17 protein-coding genes and 1 pseudogene are annotated in these 18506 nt (G+C 24.3%); 16 read left to right on the top strand and 2 right to left on the bottom strand.

The window, feature by feature from the left end:
• The first annotated feature begins 26 nt into the window (after positions 1-26).
• From AAHM95_RS04070 to AAHM95_RS04130, 13 genes and pseudogenes are all read left to right on the top strand, one after another.
• Positions 27-1907 carry a hypothetical protein gene (locus tag AAHM95_RS04070; RefSeq protein ID WP_342274184.1) on the top strand — a complete coding sequence of 627 codons (1881 nt, stop codon included), beginning with the start codon at positions 27-29 and terminating at the stop codon, positions 1905-1907.
• A 453-nt stretch (positions 1908-2360) separates the two neighbouring features.
• Positions 2361-3128 carry a hypothetical protein gene (locus AAHM95_RS04075; protein WP_342274185.1) on the top strand — a complete coding sequence of 256 codons (768 nt, stop codon included), beginning with the start codon at positions 2361-2363 and terminating at the stop codon, positions 3126-3128.
• Between the two features lie 240 nt (positions 3129-3368).
• Positions 3369-4061, top strand: a complete 693-nt coding sequence (locus AAHM95_RS04080) for a BspA family leucine-rich repeat surface protein (RefSeq protein ID WP_342274186.1) — start codon at positions 3369-3371, stop codon at positions 4059-4061.
• A 272-nt stretch (positions 4062-4333) separates the two neighbouring features.
• On the top strand, positions 4334-4777 hold the full coding sequence (gene mraZ, locus AAHM95_RS04085) for a division/cell wall cluster transcriptional repressor MraZ (protein WP_281748124.1): 444 nt from the start codon (positions 4334-4336) through the stop codon (positions 4775-4777).
• Positions 4778-4782: 5 nt separating this feature from the next.
• Positions 4783-5733: a 16S rRNA (cytosine(1402)-N(4))-methyltransferase RsmH gene (rsmH, locus tag AAHM95_RS04090; protein ID WP_342274187.1), complete on the top strand. Its 951-nt coding sequence runs from the start codon at positions 4783-4785 to the stop codon at positions 5731-5733.
• A gap of 21 nt (positions 5734-5754) precedes the next feature.
• Complete coding sequence (locus AAHM95_RS04095; protein WP_342274188.1) at positions 5755-7035, top strand: hypothetical protein; 1281 nt, start codon at positions 5755-5757, stop codon at positions 7033-7035.
• Between the two features lie 35 nt (positions 7036-7070).
• Positions 7071-8225 (top strand): cell division protein FtsZ, encoded by a 1155-nt coding sequence (gene ftsZ, locus AAHM95_RS04100; RefSeq protein WP_338975219.1) that lies wholly within the window; start codon positions 7071-7073, stop codon positions 8223-8225.
• 6 nt (positions 8226-8231) lie between these two features.
• The gene (gene sepF / locus AAHM95_RS04105) at positions 8232-8516 is read left to right on the top strand and encodes a cell division protein SepF (protein WP_281748120.1); all 285 of its coding nucleotides are present in this window, start codon (positions 8232-8234) and stop codon (positions 8514-8516) included.
• 212 nt (positions 8517-8728) lie between these two features.
• Positions 8729-9967: an IS256 family transposase gene (locus AAHM95_RS04110; RefSeq protein ID WP_338976331.1), complete on the top strand. Its 1239-nt coding sequence runs from the start codon at positions 8729-8731 to the stop codon at positions 9965-9967.
• A gap of 479 nt (positions 9968-10446) precedes the next feature.
• The gene (locus AAHM95_RS04115; RefSeq protein WP_342274189.1) at positions 10447-10575 is read left to right on the top strand and encodes a hypothetical protein; all 129 of its coding nucleotides are present in this window, start codon (positions 10447-10449) and stop codon (positions 10573-10575) included.
• Positions 10562-12427, top strand: a complete 1866-nt coding sequence (locus AAHM95_RS04120; RefSeq protein ID WP_342274190.1) for a hypothetical protein — start codon at positions 10562-10564, stop codon at positions 12425-12427. Before AAHM95_RS04115 ends, AAHM95_RS04120 begins: the two co-directional genes overlap by 14 nt.
• 201 nt (positions 12428-12628) lie before the next feature.
• Positions 12629-12901 carry a hypothetical protein gene (locus AAHM95_RS04125; protein ID WP_342274191.1) on the top strand — a complete coding sequence of 91 codons (273 nt, stop codon included), beginning with the start codon at positions 12629-12631 and terminating at the stop codon, positions 12899-12901.
• 57 nt (positions 12902-12958) lie between these two features.
• Positions 12959-14196, top strand: a pseudogene (locus AAHM95_RS04130) (IS256 family transposase).
• On the opposite strand, the gene AAHM95_RS04135 reads toward AAHM95_RS04130, so the two are convergent.
• Positions 14183-14470, bottom strand: coding sequence for a hypothetical protein (locus tag AAHM95_RS04135; protein ID WP_342274192.1), 288 nt, complete (start codon positions 14468-14470; stop codon positions 14183-14185). The pseudogene AAHM95_RS04130 and the gene AAHM95_RS04135 sit on opposite strands and share 14 nt — an antisense overlap.
• Before the next feature lie 759 nt (positions 14471-15229).
• Positions 15230-15514 (bottom strand): hypothetical protein, encoded by a 285-nt coding sequence (locus AAHM95_RS04140; RefSeq protein ID WP_342274193.1) that lies wholly within the window; start codon positions 15512-15514, stop codon positions 15230-15232.
• Between the two features lie 384 nt (positions 15515-15898).
• Here AAHM95_RS04140 and AAHM95_RS04145 point away from each other — a divergent pair, with 384 nt between their 5' ends.
• The 3 genes from AAHM95_RS04145 (at position 15899) to AAHM95_RS04155 (ending at position 18441) form a co-directional block, all read left to right on the top strand.
• Positions 15899-16165, top strand: coding sequence for a hypothetical protein (locus tag AAHM95_RS04145; RefSeq protein ID WP_342274194.1), 267 nt, complete (start codon positions 15899-15901; stop codon positions 16163-16165).
• A 22-nt stretch (positions 16166-16187) separates the two neighbouring features.
• A protein-coding gene (locus AAHM95_RS04150; RefSeq protein ID WP_338975281.1) for an IS3 family transposase occupies positions 16188-17305 on the top strand; the annotation gives its coding sequence in 2 pieces (ribosomal slippage) (positions 16188-16458 and positions 16458-17305; 1119 coding nt in all).
• Positions 17306-17349: 44 nt separating this feature from the next.
• Positions 17350-18441, top strand: a complete 1092-nt coding sequence (locus tag AAHM95_RS04155; RefSeq protein ID WP_342274195.1) for a hypothetical protein — start codon at positions 17350-17352, stop codon at positions 18439-18441.
• Positions 18442-18506: the final 65 nt, after the last annotated feature.

Here is an 18506-nt window from a genome sequence, read left to right on the forward strand (position 1 = left end):
CTACCAGCCTTTTATTAAGTTCTAGTATGTCGCTTTTAGCATTCACAATTGATACAAACAATATTAGTATTAATAATTTTGCTAACAACAATGTTGATACTAAAACAGCAACTAAGTATGCTAATGAAACCTCTATTGTTGGTAAATCGTTATTAATTGGTAAAAATAAAGGTTTTAATACTAATAATTTATTAAATAATATGTATAATCAAGCCCCTTCTATTCAAATTGATAATCTTACAGGTAAGAATAATGGAAATGATTTTATTAATGATTGAACTAGCAACTTAGATGGTAATAGTATTAATACTATTCAGTCTTTATTTCAACGTAATGGTATTAATCAATCTAAAGTTGACACTATCGCCAATAATATTAATAGCTATAGTAGTTATCGTGACATATTGCCAATGGTTAAAAATTATTTAAATAATTCTATTTTATCTAATGATGATACTGTTAATATGATTGATGGAATGTTAAAAAATATTAAAAATTTAATACCAAATATTAATGATTACTTATCTTATACTAATTATATTCCAATTATAACTAATACTATTGATGAATTATTAGCAGATTGAGATCAAGAAGATAATTTTAGTGGTAATACTACTTTTGAAAAAATGCAAGATTATATGTCAAAGAAAGCGACATTTGCTCAAGCTTGAAATATTCCAAGTCATGAAAAGTGATACTATGTTAAAGATGAAGCAAAAAATTGAAATTGAAATCAATTTTATGAATATATAGCTGGTGTTAATTTTAATTATATGTTTAAGTCAATATCAGGAAAATATATTGGTGAAATGATTAGCGATAATATTAAATATGCTTTATGAGGTGCTGGACCTATTGGTTTTAATTCTGATAATTTTAATGCTACATTTAGTGAAACTCTTAATAAGATTTTAACAAATCCAGTGGCATGACCTTATTTAATAAAAACAATAATACCAATGGTTAAAAGCGAAGTATTAAAATTAACTAATCCAACTTTTGGCATTGATAGTATTACTTGAGATGATAAAACACTACTTAAAAATAATACAGTTCAACTAAAAAAAGTATTAACTATTTTTCAAGAATTAATATCTTCAAAAGATAATATGCTTAAATTAGTTACCAATTTAATGACCGGACCTTTTGGTGAAGATATTATTGCGAAAGCTACCTTTGCATGAACTGATTCATATTGAACATTACCTGAGATTCAAAAGAAATTTTCTTTTATTTCAGCTATTAGTGATATTCCTCAACAAGTTGTTAATAGTTTAGAATCAGCAATTAAAAATGTTCCAATTAGTGACACAATTAATAAAATATTTGAGTTTACTAATAAATATTTAACAACAAATCCATTAATTGATTTAAAAGATTTAGTAAAATATTTAGATTTAACTTTCGGTAGTAAAGATTTTATTAATGCTTTAAATAATCTTAAATATATTATTAATCATCCAACAACAGATAATATTAGTAAAACTAAAGAAATATTACAATTATTAGGTGTTCAATTTGGTGGTGAAACTAATTTTAAACAAGATAGTGTTTTTGCAAACTTTTCTAATTGATTAAATACTTCTACTAGTAGTTTAAATTCCTTACTAAATATAATAGTTGATAAAACACATCATAATGGTATTCTTGATAATATGTTAAAGGACCAAGAAAATTTATATAAAGATATGTATAGTAAATATTTTGATATTAACAATAATAGTTATTTTACTTTAAGTGATATTGCAATGAATACATTTAAACATGATGATGGTAGTGTTAGTGCAGTTTTAAGTTATAAAATTAAAAATAATTTAGATAATAAAAGTTATGATATTACATTTAAAAATGCTAATTTTCTTACAAGTAAAATCTTTAAAATAAAATTATTTCATATTAGTCAATAATTTTTAATAATTTTCTTCAATAATTAGATATTTTAATTTAAAAAGTATCTTAATATACAAGACGGTTATTGCATTTTTTCTTTAAACAATTTAAAATATAGATAACTTATAGATTTAAGAAAAAGTTATTGGGGAAAATAAAGGGGACTAATTATGAAATCATTATTAACAAGATTAAGTGTTTTAACACTTGCAACAACCATAGGAAATTTAATCAATATTTTAAATACCATTGAAGAAAAAAAGTAATGTAAAGATTGTTGTTTACATTACTTAATATTTTTCTATTTTCTTTATTTTGAATATTGTTTTTTAAATGTTTTGATTTTATAATGTATATGAACAGACAAGAAATATGTGCTTAAATCATTAAGCCTGTTTAGTATTATTACCTAAACAGGTTTTTTTGTTGTTTAATTAGAGAAATTTTAACTTAGAAAGAAGAGTAATTAAATGATAAATAATCAAGAACAGTATAAAAAAATTATTACTATTGCTTTAAATGCTATTGGTGCTGGTAGTGCTGGTGCAACTACTAAATTATTACATAATGCTCGTCAAGTTTCACAATGATTAAATTTAGCAAATGCTTTAAATAGGGGTGTTTTTGGGACAGCATTTACATTTTTACCAGATAGTAAAAAAGTAGCAACATTAATAGAAGTTTGAAAAATATTAACAAATACCTCATATATAGTTACAACATTAGATGTTAATTTTATTAAAACAATATTTACTAAAGCAAGTAATTGAGATTTAACAATTCCTAATTTACTACCATTTATTAGTTTTGAAATATCTGCTATTTCTGGTGTTTTGGCTGGAACAACAACACTTACACGTATTTATTTTACTAATAAAGATTCAACAACTAATAAAATATTAAAGTCAATTGAAGATGGTTTTAATTTATTATGTCCTTTTGCTGCAGTTATTGGAGGAGGATCATTATTTTGAACACCTGGTCTTGATTCAAAAATTATTGCTCCAATTTTTGCTACACTTGATGGAGTTTCTGGAACTACTAATTGATTAATAAATAAATTTTGAAATGCTATTGATTTTGAAACTAATAATGAAAATCAGAGCATATTGGATAATGAAGAAAATGGTACTTTATTAATTAATGATGAAGAATTTAAGACAAGATGTAATGAAACAAATATTGATAATGATTCATCTTCATTAAACTCTGTTAATTCAGTTTTTGTTGCTAATTAGTAATAGTTTTTTGTTAAATTTATTTAAATAAATTTTTAAAATTTAATAATAAAAAACACTAGCATCTTTATTGTTGCTAGTGTTTTTTATTGTTTGATTTGTTAACGTTATGCTAAAAGTAGTGTTTTGTGGGAGTATAAATATTTGTTATTGCATTATCTTAAAAAGCATTCTAAGATATAAATAACTTATAGATTTAATAAAAAGTTATTGAATAAAATAAAAGGGGAGGTTTTCAATATGAAAACATTGATTACTGCACTAAGTGTTTTAACATTTGGGACATCTATTGGAACTTTAAATACTGGTTTAAATAAAACTTCACAAAAAATTGAACTTTTAGATAATAAAACACAACAAGATACTATTTACATTGATAAAGATGGAAAAGAACAAACAACTAATAAAAGAGATTTATCAAATATAAAAACTACCAAAATTACTCAAATTGGTTTTTATAAAAACCAACAAGGTGAAATTCAAGTTGTTAGAATGCCAGAAACAATTAAAGAAGTACCTGACAAATTACCACCAGAAATAACTTCTTTAAATTTTATGTTTTTGGGTGCTTCACAATTTAATCAAGATTTATCAACTTGAGATGTATCTAATGTAACAGATATGCTTTCTATGTTTAATGGTAGTTTAAAATTTGATCAAGATCTTTCAAAGTGAAATGTATCTAATGTAAGAAGTGTGGGTGGTATGTTTGCTGGTGCTTCATCATTTAATGGTAATATTTCAACTTGAGATGTATCTAATGTAAGAATTATGACTGGTATGTTTGCTGGCTCAGTATTATTTGATCAAGATCTTTCAAAGTGAGATGTATCCAATGTACTAGATCACACTCATTTTGCTGTTGGTTTAGCAATTTCTGATTCTAATAAATTACCTAAATTTAAAAACTTTTTTATTAATAACACTATTTAATTTGATCAAAAGTATTTAATTTCTAAGTAATTAACTATAATAAAACTTAGAATAGTATAATAAAATATTATATTTGTTTTTTATAAAAGCATATAATATTGACAAACGGTAAGTTTAAAAAGTTTTAACTCATTTCTTTATTTTTTTAAAGTAAATGAGTTTTTATTTTTATTATTGTATGCTCTTTTATTTTACTGACTAGTCATACATTTAAAGTAATCAATTGCAATTATATGCCAAAGGTTATATAATATGGGTAATAGTGGGAAAGTGTGGGTGATATTATGCTACTAGGACAATCATTGTCAACATTAGATGAAAAGAAACGAATGATAATTCCTTCTAAGTTTAGAAGTTATTTTCATAACAATGAGATTGTTATTGTTTCTAAAGGTTTTGAAGGCTGTTTAGTTATTCGTAACGAAATTGAATTTATTAAATGACAAGATAAAATCTTATCACAATCTGAAGGTCAGAAAGAAGCCAGAATTTTGGCAAGACAAGTATTTGCTAATTCAGAAGAATTAACTATTGATAGTAAAGGTCGCATTAATATTCCACATTCATTATTGACACTAGCTGATATTAAACAAAAAGTAATTATGATTGGACTATCCAATAAAATTGAGATTTGATCAGAAACTAATTGAAATAGTTTTAATCAAGATACCAAGGATAAATTTGAGTCAGCGGCAGCAGCTCTAGATGAGATATAAAAATTATGAATAATATCAATGCAAGACACATTTCTGTAATGTTAACAGAAGCAATTGATTTCTTAAATATTAAACCTGATGGTATTTATGTCGATTGTACATTAGGACGAGCAGGTCATAGTAAAGTTATACTATCAAAACTTACCTCTGGCAAACTATATGCTTTTGATCAAGATCAAATGGCCATTGATAATAGTAAAATTATTTTAAAAGATTTTAAAGATAAATATGAAATAATTAAAAGTAATTTTGCTAATATTCAATATGAGCTTTTAAAAAGAAATATTACTAAAGTTGATGGTATATTATATGATTTAGGTATATCATCACCACAAGTTGATGAAGATATTAGAGGATTTAGTTATATGAAAGATGCTAAGTTAGATATGCGTATGGATCAAAGTCAAAAATTAAATGCGTGAGATATTGTTAATAATTATAATTATGAGCAATTAAAAACAATTATTAAAAATTATGGTGAAGAAGTATTTGCTAGTAGTATTGCTAAAAATATTATTAAAACAAGAACTTTTCAACCAATTGATACCACTTTACAATTGGTTACGATTATTAAAAAATCATTACCAGTAAGAGTATTAAATAAGCATCATCATCCTGCCAAAAAGACTTTTCAAGCATTAAGAATTGCTGTTAATAACGAGTTAGAAACATTAAAATCTTCTTTAAAACAATCTTTGAAATTATTAAATTCTAATGGTAGAATTGTTGTTATTAGTTTTCATTCTTTAGAAGATCGTATTGTTAAACAAACTTTTAATGAAGTTTTAATTGATCCACAAGCGCAATTATATGCTAAATTACCAGTTCATAATAATTGAAAAACAAAATATCAATTAATAATTAAAAAACCAATTACACCAAAGCCTAATGAAATAAATAAAAATCCAAGAGCACGAAGTGCAAAGTTAAGAGTTATTACTTATATTGATTCATAAAAATGTTTGGAGGTGAACAATATGAATTTTCAAGAATTATATGTTGTATGTCAAATTGAAGACTTTAGTTTAAAAGTTATGGTTAATAATTATGTTAATAATCAAATTCAGGTTTTATATAAAGAAACTGTTGATACTGAACAGTTTTCTGAAAATGGTGTAATTATTAATTCAATTGCTACAGGTAAGTTATTAAGGCAAATTATTAATAAAATTAATAATACTTTAAATATAAAAGTACAACGTATTGCCTTAACTTTACCTTCAAATAATTTAAAAATTTATCAATCACAAGCATCACTTGATTTTAAAGATGCTAACCACATTATTACTGATGAAGATTGTAGTAAAGTGATTGAAATGGCTAAAAACATTACTATTGATAATAGTGAAATTATTTGTTTAACTAAACCATACAATTTTAAAGTTGATCATGCAATTGGTAATGAACAATTACCAATTGCTAAAAAAGGACAAGTTATGCATGTTGATGCTTTAGTTTATTTATTACCTAAAAGTTTATATAATTCTCACCTCGAAGTATTAACTAATGCCGAAACAGAATTGTTAACGGTTACTTTAGATCAATTTGCATTAGTATGTAATATTAAAAATACTGATTTTAATCGTAATACAGTTTTAGTTGATTGAAATATTAATAGTACTAAGATTAGTGTTTTTAGTAATTCAGTATTATTTGCAACAACAAATATTAAAATTGGTTGAAATCAAATAATTCAATCATTAATGAAGCAAATGCATTGTGGTTATGATAAAGCTGAAAGATATTTACAAAAAATTATTAATATAAGTAGTAATTATTTATGCGATGTTGTTGTTGATAAGTATGTTGATGAGCAGACAAAATCTATTGTTCGTTTAACAAAAACTGATTTACAAGCAACAGTTAAAAAACAAATTAATGAAATTATTGCTTGTATTGAATATTTTCTTGATGAAGTTAGTGATAATAATAGTTCAGATATGGAAATTATTTTTACGGGAATTACTATTGGTTTATGTGGTTTTGCCAACTATTTTAAAAATAATAGCAAACTAAAAGAAGTAAAATATATGCTTAGCCAAACTCCTGGTGCATATAGTTATCAGTGAACTACTTTAATCGGTAATACTCACTACCAACATTTAGTAAATGTTTTTAGTAATAATTATATTTCATCAATACATAAACCAGAAATTGTATCAAAATTAAATCATTATACGCATTCTAATAATCATGATAATAAGCATTATAATTCCCCCTTTCAACCAAATTATCAGTATAATGATGGTAGTAAATAGAAGAAGACAATTTGATTAATCAGGAGGAAAATAAAATGGAACATAATAATTCACAATTTAAACCAATAGCATCAATTCGGGTAATTGGTATTGGTGGTGCTGGTAATAATGCTGTTAATAGAATGATTGAAGCAGAGGTACAAGGTGTTGATTTTTATGTTGCTAATACTGATGCACAAGTAGTTAATGCATCTCCAGCTGAAAATAAAATTATTTTGGGCAAAGAATTATCAAAGGGACTTGGAGCGGGAGCTAATCCCGAAATTGGTAAACAAGCCGCAATTGAAAGTGAAGCAGAGATTAAACGTGCTTTAGATGGTGCAGATATGGTTTTTATTGCTGCTGGTATGGGTGGTGGTACTGGTACTGGTGCTGCATCAATTGTTGCAAGAATTGCTAAAGAATGTGGTGCTTTAACAATTGCTATTGTTACTAAACCATTTAAATTTGAAGGACGTAATCGTAATGCTCATGCCGTAGTTGGAATTGAAAATTTAAAGAAACAAGTTGATGCAATTATTATTATTTCTAATGATAAATTATTACAAGTAATTGGTAATATTCCTCTTAAAGATTCGTTTAAAGAAGCAGATAATATTTTACGTCAAGGTGTACAGACTATTACTGACTTAATTGCTGTTCCTGCTTTAATAAATTTAGATTTTGCTGATGTTCGTACTATTATTGAAAATAAAGGTAATGCCTTATTTGGTATTGGAATGTCAAAGGGTGAACATAAAGCTAAACAAGCCGCAACAAAAGCTATTTCTTCTCCTTTACTTGATGATGTGACAATTAAGGGTGCTAAAAATGCTATTGTTAATGTTACTGGTGGAACAACAATGACATTAACTGATGCTAATATTGCTGTTGATTTAGTTCGTGATGCTGCGGGTAATGATGTTAATATCATTTTTGGTGTCGCTGTTAATGAAAATTTAAATGATGAAATGATTGTAACAGTTATTGCCACTGGTTTTGATGAAGAAGGTGCTAATGCCAATAATTTTGTTTATAGTTCAAAAGTTGATAATCATGAATTTATTACTAATAAGACTCAATATTTAAGCGAAGAAATTAAAGAACAAACAAAGAAAAAAGAAGAAGAACAACAAAATTTAGTCCAAGAAGCAGCAATGGAAGCAGATGATGATTTACCATCATTTTTACGAAGACGAAAGGAAGTTTAATTAATTATGGGATGAAGAAGTAAAAAATATAAAGACAGTGATGAAAATAGTAATTATAAAACCAGTTTTCAAGAACAAATACAAGAATTTGCTCCTAAAAATTATCAAGAAATTGAATCAATTGCTAATGCTATGATTTTACAAAAACCAATTAAAGTTAATTTAACAACAACTGTTGAAAATGATCGAAGAAGAATTATAGATTTTCTTTGTGGTATTTCGTATGTTATTGGTTTTGTTGTTGATAAAACTGATATTCATATTTATGAATTTAAAAATGAATTAAGTTAATCTTGAACAAATAGATTTTTATTTCTTTCTAATAATAAAGAAATAAAATTATTTATTTTTTAAATTGTTCTTAGATTAATTTTAGAATAAAAATCCCTTCTAAATTAGAAGGGATTTAGGAAATGTTTAGTAATCTGTGTAACTTACAAAAATAACTATGTTTAATTAATTCTAGTAAATATAATTAAATGACTAGAAAGAGTGAGTTACAGATGGCTAAAAAAGATAACTTTAATAATAATGATCCAATATCAAAAGCAGTAGATTTATTACTAGAAAATACTGAAGATTTAACAACAGTTTTTAAACCTGGCGGTTTATATAAAGAATTAACAAAAAGATTAGTTGAAAAAATGTTGAATTCTGAAATGCAAAATTATTTAGGATATGAAAAAAATCAACATAGTACTACTGAAAATGCTCGTAATGGTACAAGTTCAAAAAAATTAATAACTCAACAAGGTAAAATTGAAATTGATGTACCAAGAGATCGCAATAGTAATTTTACTCCTGTAATAGTTCCTAAAAGGCAAAGAAGATTTGATGGTTTTGATCAACAAGTTCTTTCCTTGTATGCAAAAGGAATGACATTATCTGACATTAGAATGCAGTTGCAAGAGTTATATCATGGTGCTGATATTAGTGAAAGTGTTATTAGTCAAATTACTGATGATGTTATTGATGATGTTAAAGCATGACAAAATCGACCATTAGAAAGTATTTATCCTATTGTTTATTTTGATTGTATAGTAGTTAAAGTACGACAAGATAAACGGATTATTAACAAATCAGTTTATATAGCATTAGGAGTTGATTTAGAAGGCAAAAAAGATGTTTTAGGATTATGAATCAGTGAAAATGAAGGTTCTAAGTTTTGATTATCTAATTTCACAGAAATGAAAAATCGTGGCTTAAATGATATTCTTATTGCTTGTAGTGATAATTTAACAGGCATGTCAGAAGCAATACAATCAGTTTATCTTAAAACAGAACATCAATTATGCATTGTTCATCAAATTAGAAATAGTTTAAAATATGTTTCATACAAACATCGAAAAGGTCTAGTTGCAGATTTAAAACCAATTTATAGTGCATGTAGTGAAGAACAAGCAATGCAAGCTTTAGAATCGTTTGAAAGTAAATGAAATAAACAATATCCTCAAATTACTAAATCTTGATATAAAAATTGAGATAATTTAATGGTTTTTATTAGTTATCCAGTAGAAATCAAAAGAGTGATTTATACTACAAATGCTATTGAATCTGTTAATAGTCAATTACGAAAAATCATCAGAAATAAAAAAGTTTTTCCTAATGATATGGCAGTTTTCAAAATATTTTACTTGGCAATTGAAAATATAACAAAAAAATGAACATTGCCTATTCAAAATTGAAATACAGCAATTGCTCATTTTATGATAAAATTTGAAGACAGAATTAATCTAAATTAGTAACTTTGTAAAACAAAGATACACAGATTATTAAAAAGCCTCGGGATTTATTGTTTTAATTTGTTTATTTGTTATTTTTTCATGTAATAATAAAATTTATTTCATAATAACAGTGTTTATTATTTTTATATAATATCAATGATGTTTTTATTTATCATTTTAATTAGTAAAATTAATGTAATATAAAGTATGATTTTTGTATATTATTTGCAATACGTTTTATACATGCTATTATTTAGCAATAGTTATCTTAAATATTAGAGATAAACTATATGCATTATTATAGGTAATTAACAAGAGATTTTAGAAATTGTTAATTAACTTTTTCAAATAAATTATAACTAATTTATTTTAGAATTGTTCCTTTGCTTATTTTAATGAAAATTTAAAATAAAAAATTTAAAAAAATATGTTTTTCAAGCCCATTGTTTTATTTTTAATAAAATAAATGGGTTTTTTATTTGAAAGGATGTAAAGAAGTGCCTACAGAAAGTCAAGAAATAGGTTCTGATAATAAAAAGCAAAAAAATATTAAGCATTTTAGAAAAGAAATAATTTCTAAGATTACAAGTGCAAAAATAGAAAGAAAAAGTATTGCAAACAATTAATAGTGATGACCTTGCTATATTTTTTAATAGTTTAATTAAAGCAGATTCATTATTTTGATTTTTAAATATTGTTCATCATCTTTATCAAGAGTTATTTTCTCTTTATAATAATAAAAAGTTTTTAGTATTTGATGAACTTTTATTAGAAAATTTAAAAAATTCATGACAATGAATTGAAAAAGAACGGCAAATTTTTAATGAAGAACATAATTTAATTACTGAATTAAAAAATATAGCTAAAGAAGCATTTCCAGAACAATATTTTGAAATTATAAAATTTAAACAAGAACAAGCGCGAATTAATTTTGATTACTTTTTTCCTGAATTAAAACTTCCCAATAATGCGATTAATTTTTGAAAACAAATTATACAAGAAGAAAATCTAGAACAGTTTTTATCGGTAGAGTGAAAAGAAAAAATTGCTGAGTTGTGTAACGTTTTTATTAATTTTGAAAAAAATATTAAAAAATTTAAAATTATTGGTGAAGATTATCAAGAATTTATTTTAAATCATAAAAGAAATCTAGAAAAAGTTAAAGAATGTAGTGAACAAGTGGCATTAGTTAGTAATGTGATGAAAAGAAAACAATTTTTAATTGATTTAGAAGATTATAATAATGAAAGTTATTATAATAGTTTTCAAAAAAAGATAGCAAAAAATATAAATGAATTAAAAAATTTTATTAATAATATTGAAGATTCTAGGATAATGGATTATTATTATCAATTTCTTATTCTTAATAGTACTGAACAATTTGCAGCAGATAGTTTAGAATGAAATATTAATAGAATATGTGGTGCTATCAATAATGAATTTACTATATTAAAAAAAATAAGTGATTCATATACAAGTGACTTAGCAAAAAATTTCATAATGAAATATATAACAGAAGCAGTAAAATTAACAAAAAGTACTTCTGAAAGAATAAAAGAAATTACATTACAGTTTGATAGACATTGTGAACAATTAGTTGAAGAAGAAAGTAAATCGATTGAAGTTATTAATAAAAAAATAGCAGCATTAGAAAATATTAATAAAACAGAAAGAACAACATATGAAAATTTGTCAAGAACTTTAGAAAATGTAAGTTTAGACAATGATAAAAAAGTGCTAGCAGAGTTAAAACAGCAAATTGAAAACATTAGAACTATTGCAAAAGAAAAAATAACAGAAAGTAAAAAAAAGCAAAAAGAAGCTATTGAAGAAGAAGAAAAACAAAAAACGCTTCAATTAGAAGAAACTAAACAGGGAATTATTAATAATACAAATTTAATGAAAGATAATATTAAAAATTATCATCAAAAAATTATTGAATTTATTAAGTCTTTTACAATTTCACTTTATGAATTTATTTTATGATTTAAAAATAATGAATGAGATCGTGAAAAATATAAATTAAACAATACGATCAATAATATTTTACAACCAGGATTAATTATTAAAATTGAATATAAAAATGATAATTTACAATATAAGTTACCATGATCAAATTTTATTTATTTAAAAACAGAAAATGATAATCATTTGGTATTAGCAGTTCCCGATAGTGAAGAAGCTAATTTTCAAATATTAAATAAAGAAGGTAGAAAAATTTTGCTTAAAAAATTAATTGAAGAGGAAAAATATTATTTTTTATCTAGAAAATTTTGTAATTTATACACTAAATTTATATTAGTTGAAGATAATTTCTTAAGTGAAAAGGAAGTAAGCAAAATTTTTAAAAAAATAGAAGTATTAAAGAATATTAAAACTATTGAAAATGAAACTCCTCAATTAACAAATAATAAACAAAAAGAATTTTTTCAAGCAAAACTTAATGAAATATTTCAAAAAATTGAAGAACAATATTAGTCACTTGTAACATCATTAAAAGAATTTTTTCAAGCAAAACTTAATGAAATATTTCAAAAAATTGAAGAACAATATCAGTCACTTGTAACATCATTAAAAGAATTTTTTCCTATTGAAAGATTAAAAGTTATTGATAGTTGAAAGACAATTGATAATAATGAAAATGTAGGAACTAAAGATGAAAGTTCTTTATTATTTGAAATGATTATTAAATATATTGATACATATATAGAAGATTCAATTCCAAAAATTAAAGCAGAAATTGAAAAAGAATGAGAAGAAAGCGAAGATGAAGATTGAGATGCAGTTGAAGCAATAACTACTGCTTTTAAATCTGAGTTTGAAAAAAAAGATACTGAAATTAAACATTTAAAAAAAATTATTGAAGAAAGAGAGGAAAAAATTGCACAACTAGAGACACAATTAAAAAATGTGCTGGAAATGTTTAGTAATCTGTGTAACTTACAAAAATAACTATGTTTAATTAATTCTAGTAAATATAATTAAATGACTAGAAAGAGTGAGTTACAGATGGCTAAAAAAGATAACTTTAATAATAATGATCCAATATCAAAAGCAGTAGATTTATTACTAGAAAATACTGAAGATTTAACAACAGTTTTTAAACCTGGCGGTTTATATAAAGAATTAACAAAAAGATTAGTAGAAAAAATGTTGAATTCTGAGATGCAAAATTATTTAGGATATGAAAAAAATCAACATAGTACTACTGAAAATGCTCGTAATGGTACAAGTTCAAAAAAATTAATAACTCAACAAGGTAAAATTGAAATTGATGTACCAAGAGATCGCAATAGTAATTTTACTCCTGTAATAGTTCCTAAAAGGCAAAGAAGATTTGATGGTTTTGATCAACAAGTTCTTTCCTTGTATGCAAAAGGAATGACATTATCTGACATTAGAATGCAGTTGCAAGAGTTATATCATGGTGCTGATATTAGTGAAAGTGTTATTAGTCAAATTACTGATGATGTTATTGATGATGTTAAAGCATGACAAAATCGACCATTAGAAAGTATTTATCCTATTGTTTATTTTGATTGTATAGTAGTTAAAGTACGACAAGATAAACGGATTATTAACAAATCAGTTTATATAGCATTAGGAGTTGATTTAGAAGGCAAAAAAGATGTTTTAGGATTATGAATTAGTGAAAATGAAGGTTCTAAGTTTTGATTATCTAATTTCACAGAAATGAAAAATCGAGGCTTAAATGATATTCTTATTGCTTGTAGTGATAATTTAACAGGCATGTCAGAAGCAATACAATCAGTTTATCCTAAAACAGAACATCAATTATGCATTGTTCATCAAATTAGAAATAGTTTAAAATATGTTTCATACAAACATCGAAAAGGTCTAGTTGCAGATTTAAAACCAATTTATAGTGCATGAGTGAAGAACAAGCAATGCAAGCTTTAGAATCGTTTGAAAGTAAATGAAATAAACAATATCCTCAAATTACTAAATCTTGATATAAAAATTGAGATAATTTAATGGTTTTTATTAGTTATCCAGTAGAAATCAAAAGAGTGATTTATACTACAAATGCTATTGAATCTGTTAATAGTCAATTACGAAAAATCATCAGAAATAAAAAAGTTTTTCCTAATGATATGGCAGTTTTCAAAATATTTTACTTGGCAATTGAAAATATAACAAAAAAATGAACATTGCCTATTCAAAATTGAAATACAGCAATTGCTCATTTTATGATAAAATTTGAAGACAGAATTAATCTAAATTAGTAACTTTGTAAAACAAAGATACACAGATTATTAAAAAGCCTCTTATTTTTTGGTCTTTAATATATGGTTCTAATAATTTTATTAATTCATTACCACTTAATTCTCTTTTAATATTTTCTAAATTAAAAACTCAATATGTGTAACTGTTATCAACAATAAAAGAATTATTTTTAATCATTCATTTTGGAAGTGATAATTTATATTCAACATAATCAATAAGAATAGATTGTGGTTTATCTTTAACAATTTGTTCTTTTTTAAATTCTATTTGCATAATAATCCTTTCCTAATATGTTCTGTTGCTTCTAGCATAAAGAACATATATTTTGATTTTTAGATTATTAATAATACTACTATTCGTTTTATTCATTTCAGCAATTCTGGGCTCAAAAATAAATTGTGAAATTTTAAAAAACATTGAGGCATTCGATTCAATATTTATTTAATTTGTGTTTAACAAATTAATATTTTAATTGAACCGGCACCGCTCAATTTTTTTTACAAGTTTGAAATTTATTTTCTCGCCCAAAAAAATTTTTCAATAAAAATAAAAAATAAAACCAACACTTGCTCACTGGGGAGTGGCAAGGTTGGTTAAATAAAGAATAGAATTAATATAGTAGGTTCCCTAGTAGGTCTATATATACTAGTTTCCAATTCGCTCCCACCCCAAGAATTACCATTAAATGGTTAGTATAATTTATTAGGTATCACTCCACTTTTTATTTATTCATGCAAGTCCACATGTTCTAGCTACTATTTTTAACAACTGTGTTGTAGTTCACTTTTTTAGTTCCCTAACACGTGTTGATAATAGCGTTAAAGACGGTTATTAAAAATTTTAAAATTTTACAATTACAAAAAAAGACAAGATTATTTCTTGTCTTTTTCCTTGTTAATAATTTTTATTTTATCTTATAAAATCTATATTTTTTAAAATACGTCGAATATAAATTTAAGGGTAAAAGAGAATTTAATTTGTCTATCATCATTTTTAAATGGTAATTTCGGAAATAAGTTACTAATATGATAATTAATTATTTCGTAACTTTGACAACCGCCCAAAAGTATTCCTTGCTTTAGGAAAAGTGTATTTTGCTAAAGATAATGTATCATAACTATAAAATTTATGATCTGTTATTGATTGATTAGTAATTCACTCACTATTGCTTAAATAGTTAAATTGGTTATTGAATGAAGCATTATTTTCTTCTAATTGATTTATTAGTACAGTATTTTCAATATTTATATTATTAATATTGTTTCCTAAAAAAGTTAAAGGTGGTATCACACTTAAAAAAATTAAATATTTATTCATAATTTTATACCTCTATTTTTTAAATAATTATTTAAAAAATTAATAAATATATATTTTATAACACTTTAGTCATTAAAAAGTGTTGATTTAATTATAAACATTTTATTTGAAATTAGCAAAAACTAAAAAACTTAAATAAATAATGTGTATTAAACGTACTTTACAATATGTTTCAATATTAATAATTTGCATATTAAATAAGTCCTTTTTTAAGTTATAATATTTATTTATAACTCAATGAAAAAAAATAATACGAATTTATTGGAAAAATATTATTATTATTATTATGATAATATTCTACAAAAGAATATAAAGTTTTTTAATCCTCTTATTTTAATTTTAAAATAAATGGGTTTTTTTATTTTTAGAAAGGAAGAAGAAATAATGGCAGCTGAAACTTATATTAGAAAATTAAAATTATCGCCAACATTTGCATTCACAACACAACAAATCCGTTCATTGACAAAAGAGCAAAGAGAAGCGATTGATAAAAAACAAACACCAGTATTTACAATGGAACAAATGAGAACATTCACACTTGAACAAATGGAACAACTTGCAATTGATCCAGGTCTTATTGATGAAATCATGAGATTATGGATGGGTTACACTTTATTGGACACTAATTACATAGACAAGTGAACAAATTAGTTAAAAGAAAGGAATTATAATTATGGTCACTATTAACTCATATTCAGATGAATTTAAAAAACAAATAGTAGCTTTATATCAAAGTGGCAAATCAGTATCTTGCCTTGTTAAAGAATACAATGTTACAAGAGCAGCTACTTACAATTGAATTAAGCAATTTACTAATTCAGGTAGTTTTAAAACTAAAGATAATCTTTCAGATTTAGAAAAACAATTAATTCAAGCAAATAAAGAATTAAAACAGTTACGAATGGAAATTGATATTTTAAAGCAAGCAGCACTAATAATAGGCAGAAAGTAGAGATTATTGCAAATAATAAATCTAAATATAAAATTCGCACAATGTGTCATTTTTTAAAACTCTCTAAATCAACATATTATTTTAATTTAAAGAAAAAAAATAAAATTCAAAATAATATTTATGAACAAGCTGTTATTAGTGCTTTTAAAGAAAATAAAGAAGTTTATGGTACTAGAAGATTAAAAGTCATACTAGCAAACCAAGAAATTTATTTATCACGCAGAAAAATTAAAGAAATTATGAATAAGCATAATTTAATATCAAAATACACTAAATTATCATTCAAAAATTATCATAATAAAGTCAATGATAGTCAAATAACCAATCTTGTTAATAGAAACTTTAATAATAGAATTAAAAATGAAGTTATTGTTAGTGATTTAACTTATGTTCAAGTTAATGGTAAATGAAACTATATTTGCCTATTAATCGACCTATTTAACCGCGAAATTATTGGACATAGTGTTGGAGTTAAAAAAGATGCATCATTAGTATATCAAGCATTTATGCAATCAAATCACTGTTTAAAAGATATTGAAATATTTCATACTGATCGCGGTAATGAATTCAATAATAAAACTATTGATAAACTTTTATTAGCTTTCAACATAACTCGATCTTTAAGCAAAAAAGGATGTCCTTATGACAATGCTGTTGCTGAAGCAACTTTTAAAACTTTCAAAATTGAATTTATTAATGATAAAAATTTTACATCATTAATCCAATTAAAATTAGAATTATTTGATTACATCAATTGATATAACAACATAAGAATTCACAGTACTCTAAACTACCTAACTCCAATTAGTTATCAAAAACAAATGTCTACCAAAAAATAGTCCTAAAAAGGGTTGCCATTCCATTATCAGAAGAAGAAGAACAAGTGGAACTGGCAAAAAAATTATCGTTAGAAAAAGAAAAACAATCTGACATAATAGTAAAAGAATTTAAAGAAACATCAATTCCCTCATCACAAACATTTAAAGTAGAGACAGAAGTAAAATTAGTTACTGAAGAGGAAATACTAAAACAAGGAATAAGACCCAAAGGAAGTAAGATTGTTCAACGTCAAATTCAACATACAAATAATAATCATCAAGAAAAGGCAATAATTTCCGAACCAACCATTTCACCATCTCTTTATGAAAGTAGTTTAGATTTACAAGCAACCAATGAAGATGATGAATTTGGTTTTGTAGTTGTTGATGAACCTTATAAAACATTACAATCAGAAGAAGTATCTGAGAAAGAAAGAGAAGATATTGATAGAGCGATTGCATTGTCATTGCAAGACCAATTTAATGTAGAACAAGAGCAAGAAGATATTGATAGAGCGATTGCATTAGAGGCTTTATCATTAAAAAGACAAGAAAGAAATAATAAAGCAATTGGTTTATATTTAGAAGAACAAGAAGAACTTGAAAAATCAGTACCATTATCCTTACAATCAGAAGAAGTATCTGAGAAAGAAAGAGAAGATATTGATAGAGCGATTGCATTGTCATTGCAAGACCAATTTAATGTAGAACAAGAGCAAGAAGATATTGATAGAGCGATTGCATTAGAGGCTTTATCATTAAAAAGACAAGAAAGAAATAATAAAGCAATTGGTTTATATTTAGAAGAACAAGAAGAACTTGAAAAATCAGCAAAAAGACAATCAAATTTAATGCAAGTAATCAAAAAATCTGAAATAGAAGAAATTAAAGTTTTAGAACAACAAAAAATAAATAAATTTTTAAATTTATTTATTAAATTAGTAACTTTTGGAAAAATTAATAAAAATAAGAAAATTGAATTAGAAATTAGTAAAAAATGAAAAAAAATATCAGAATCATGTAGTAAAAAGCCAAAAACAAATCCAACATTATTTTCAAAATCATTTGGAAAAGCTTTTAATAAACAACAAGTAAACAATGACTCAACAAACGCACCATTAACAAATTTAAATAAACCAAGAACATCACAAATGTAAAATATTAAGAAAAGAGTTATCTTATTTAAGATGAAATATTATTTTTTTTATCTTGGGGTGATCTT

It is taken from the genome of Spiroplasma endosymbiont of Phycita roborella (assembly GCF_964031195.1).
GTDB classification, from domain to species: Bacteria; Bacillota_I; Bacilli_A; order Mycoplasmatales; family VBWQ01; genus Spiroplasma_E; species Spiroplasma_E ixodetis_A.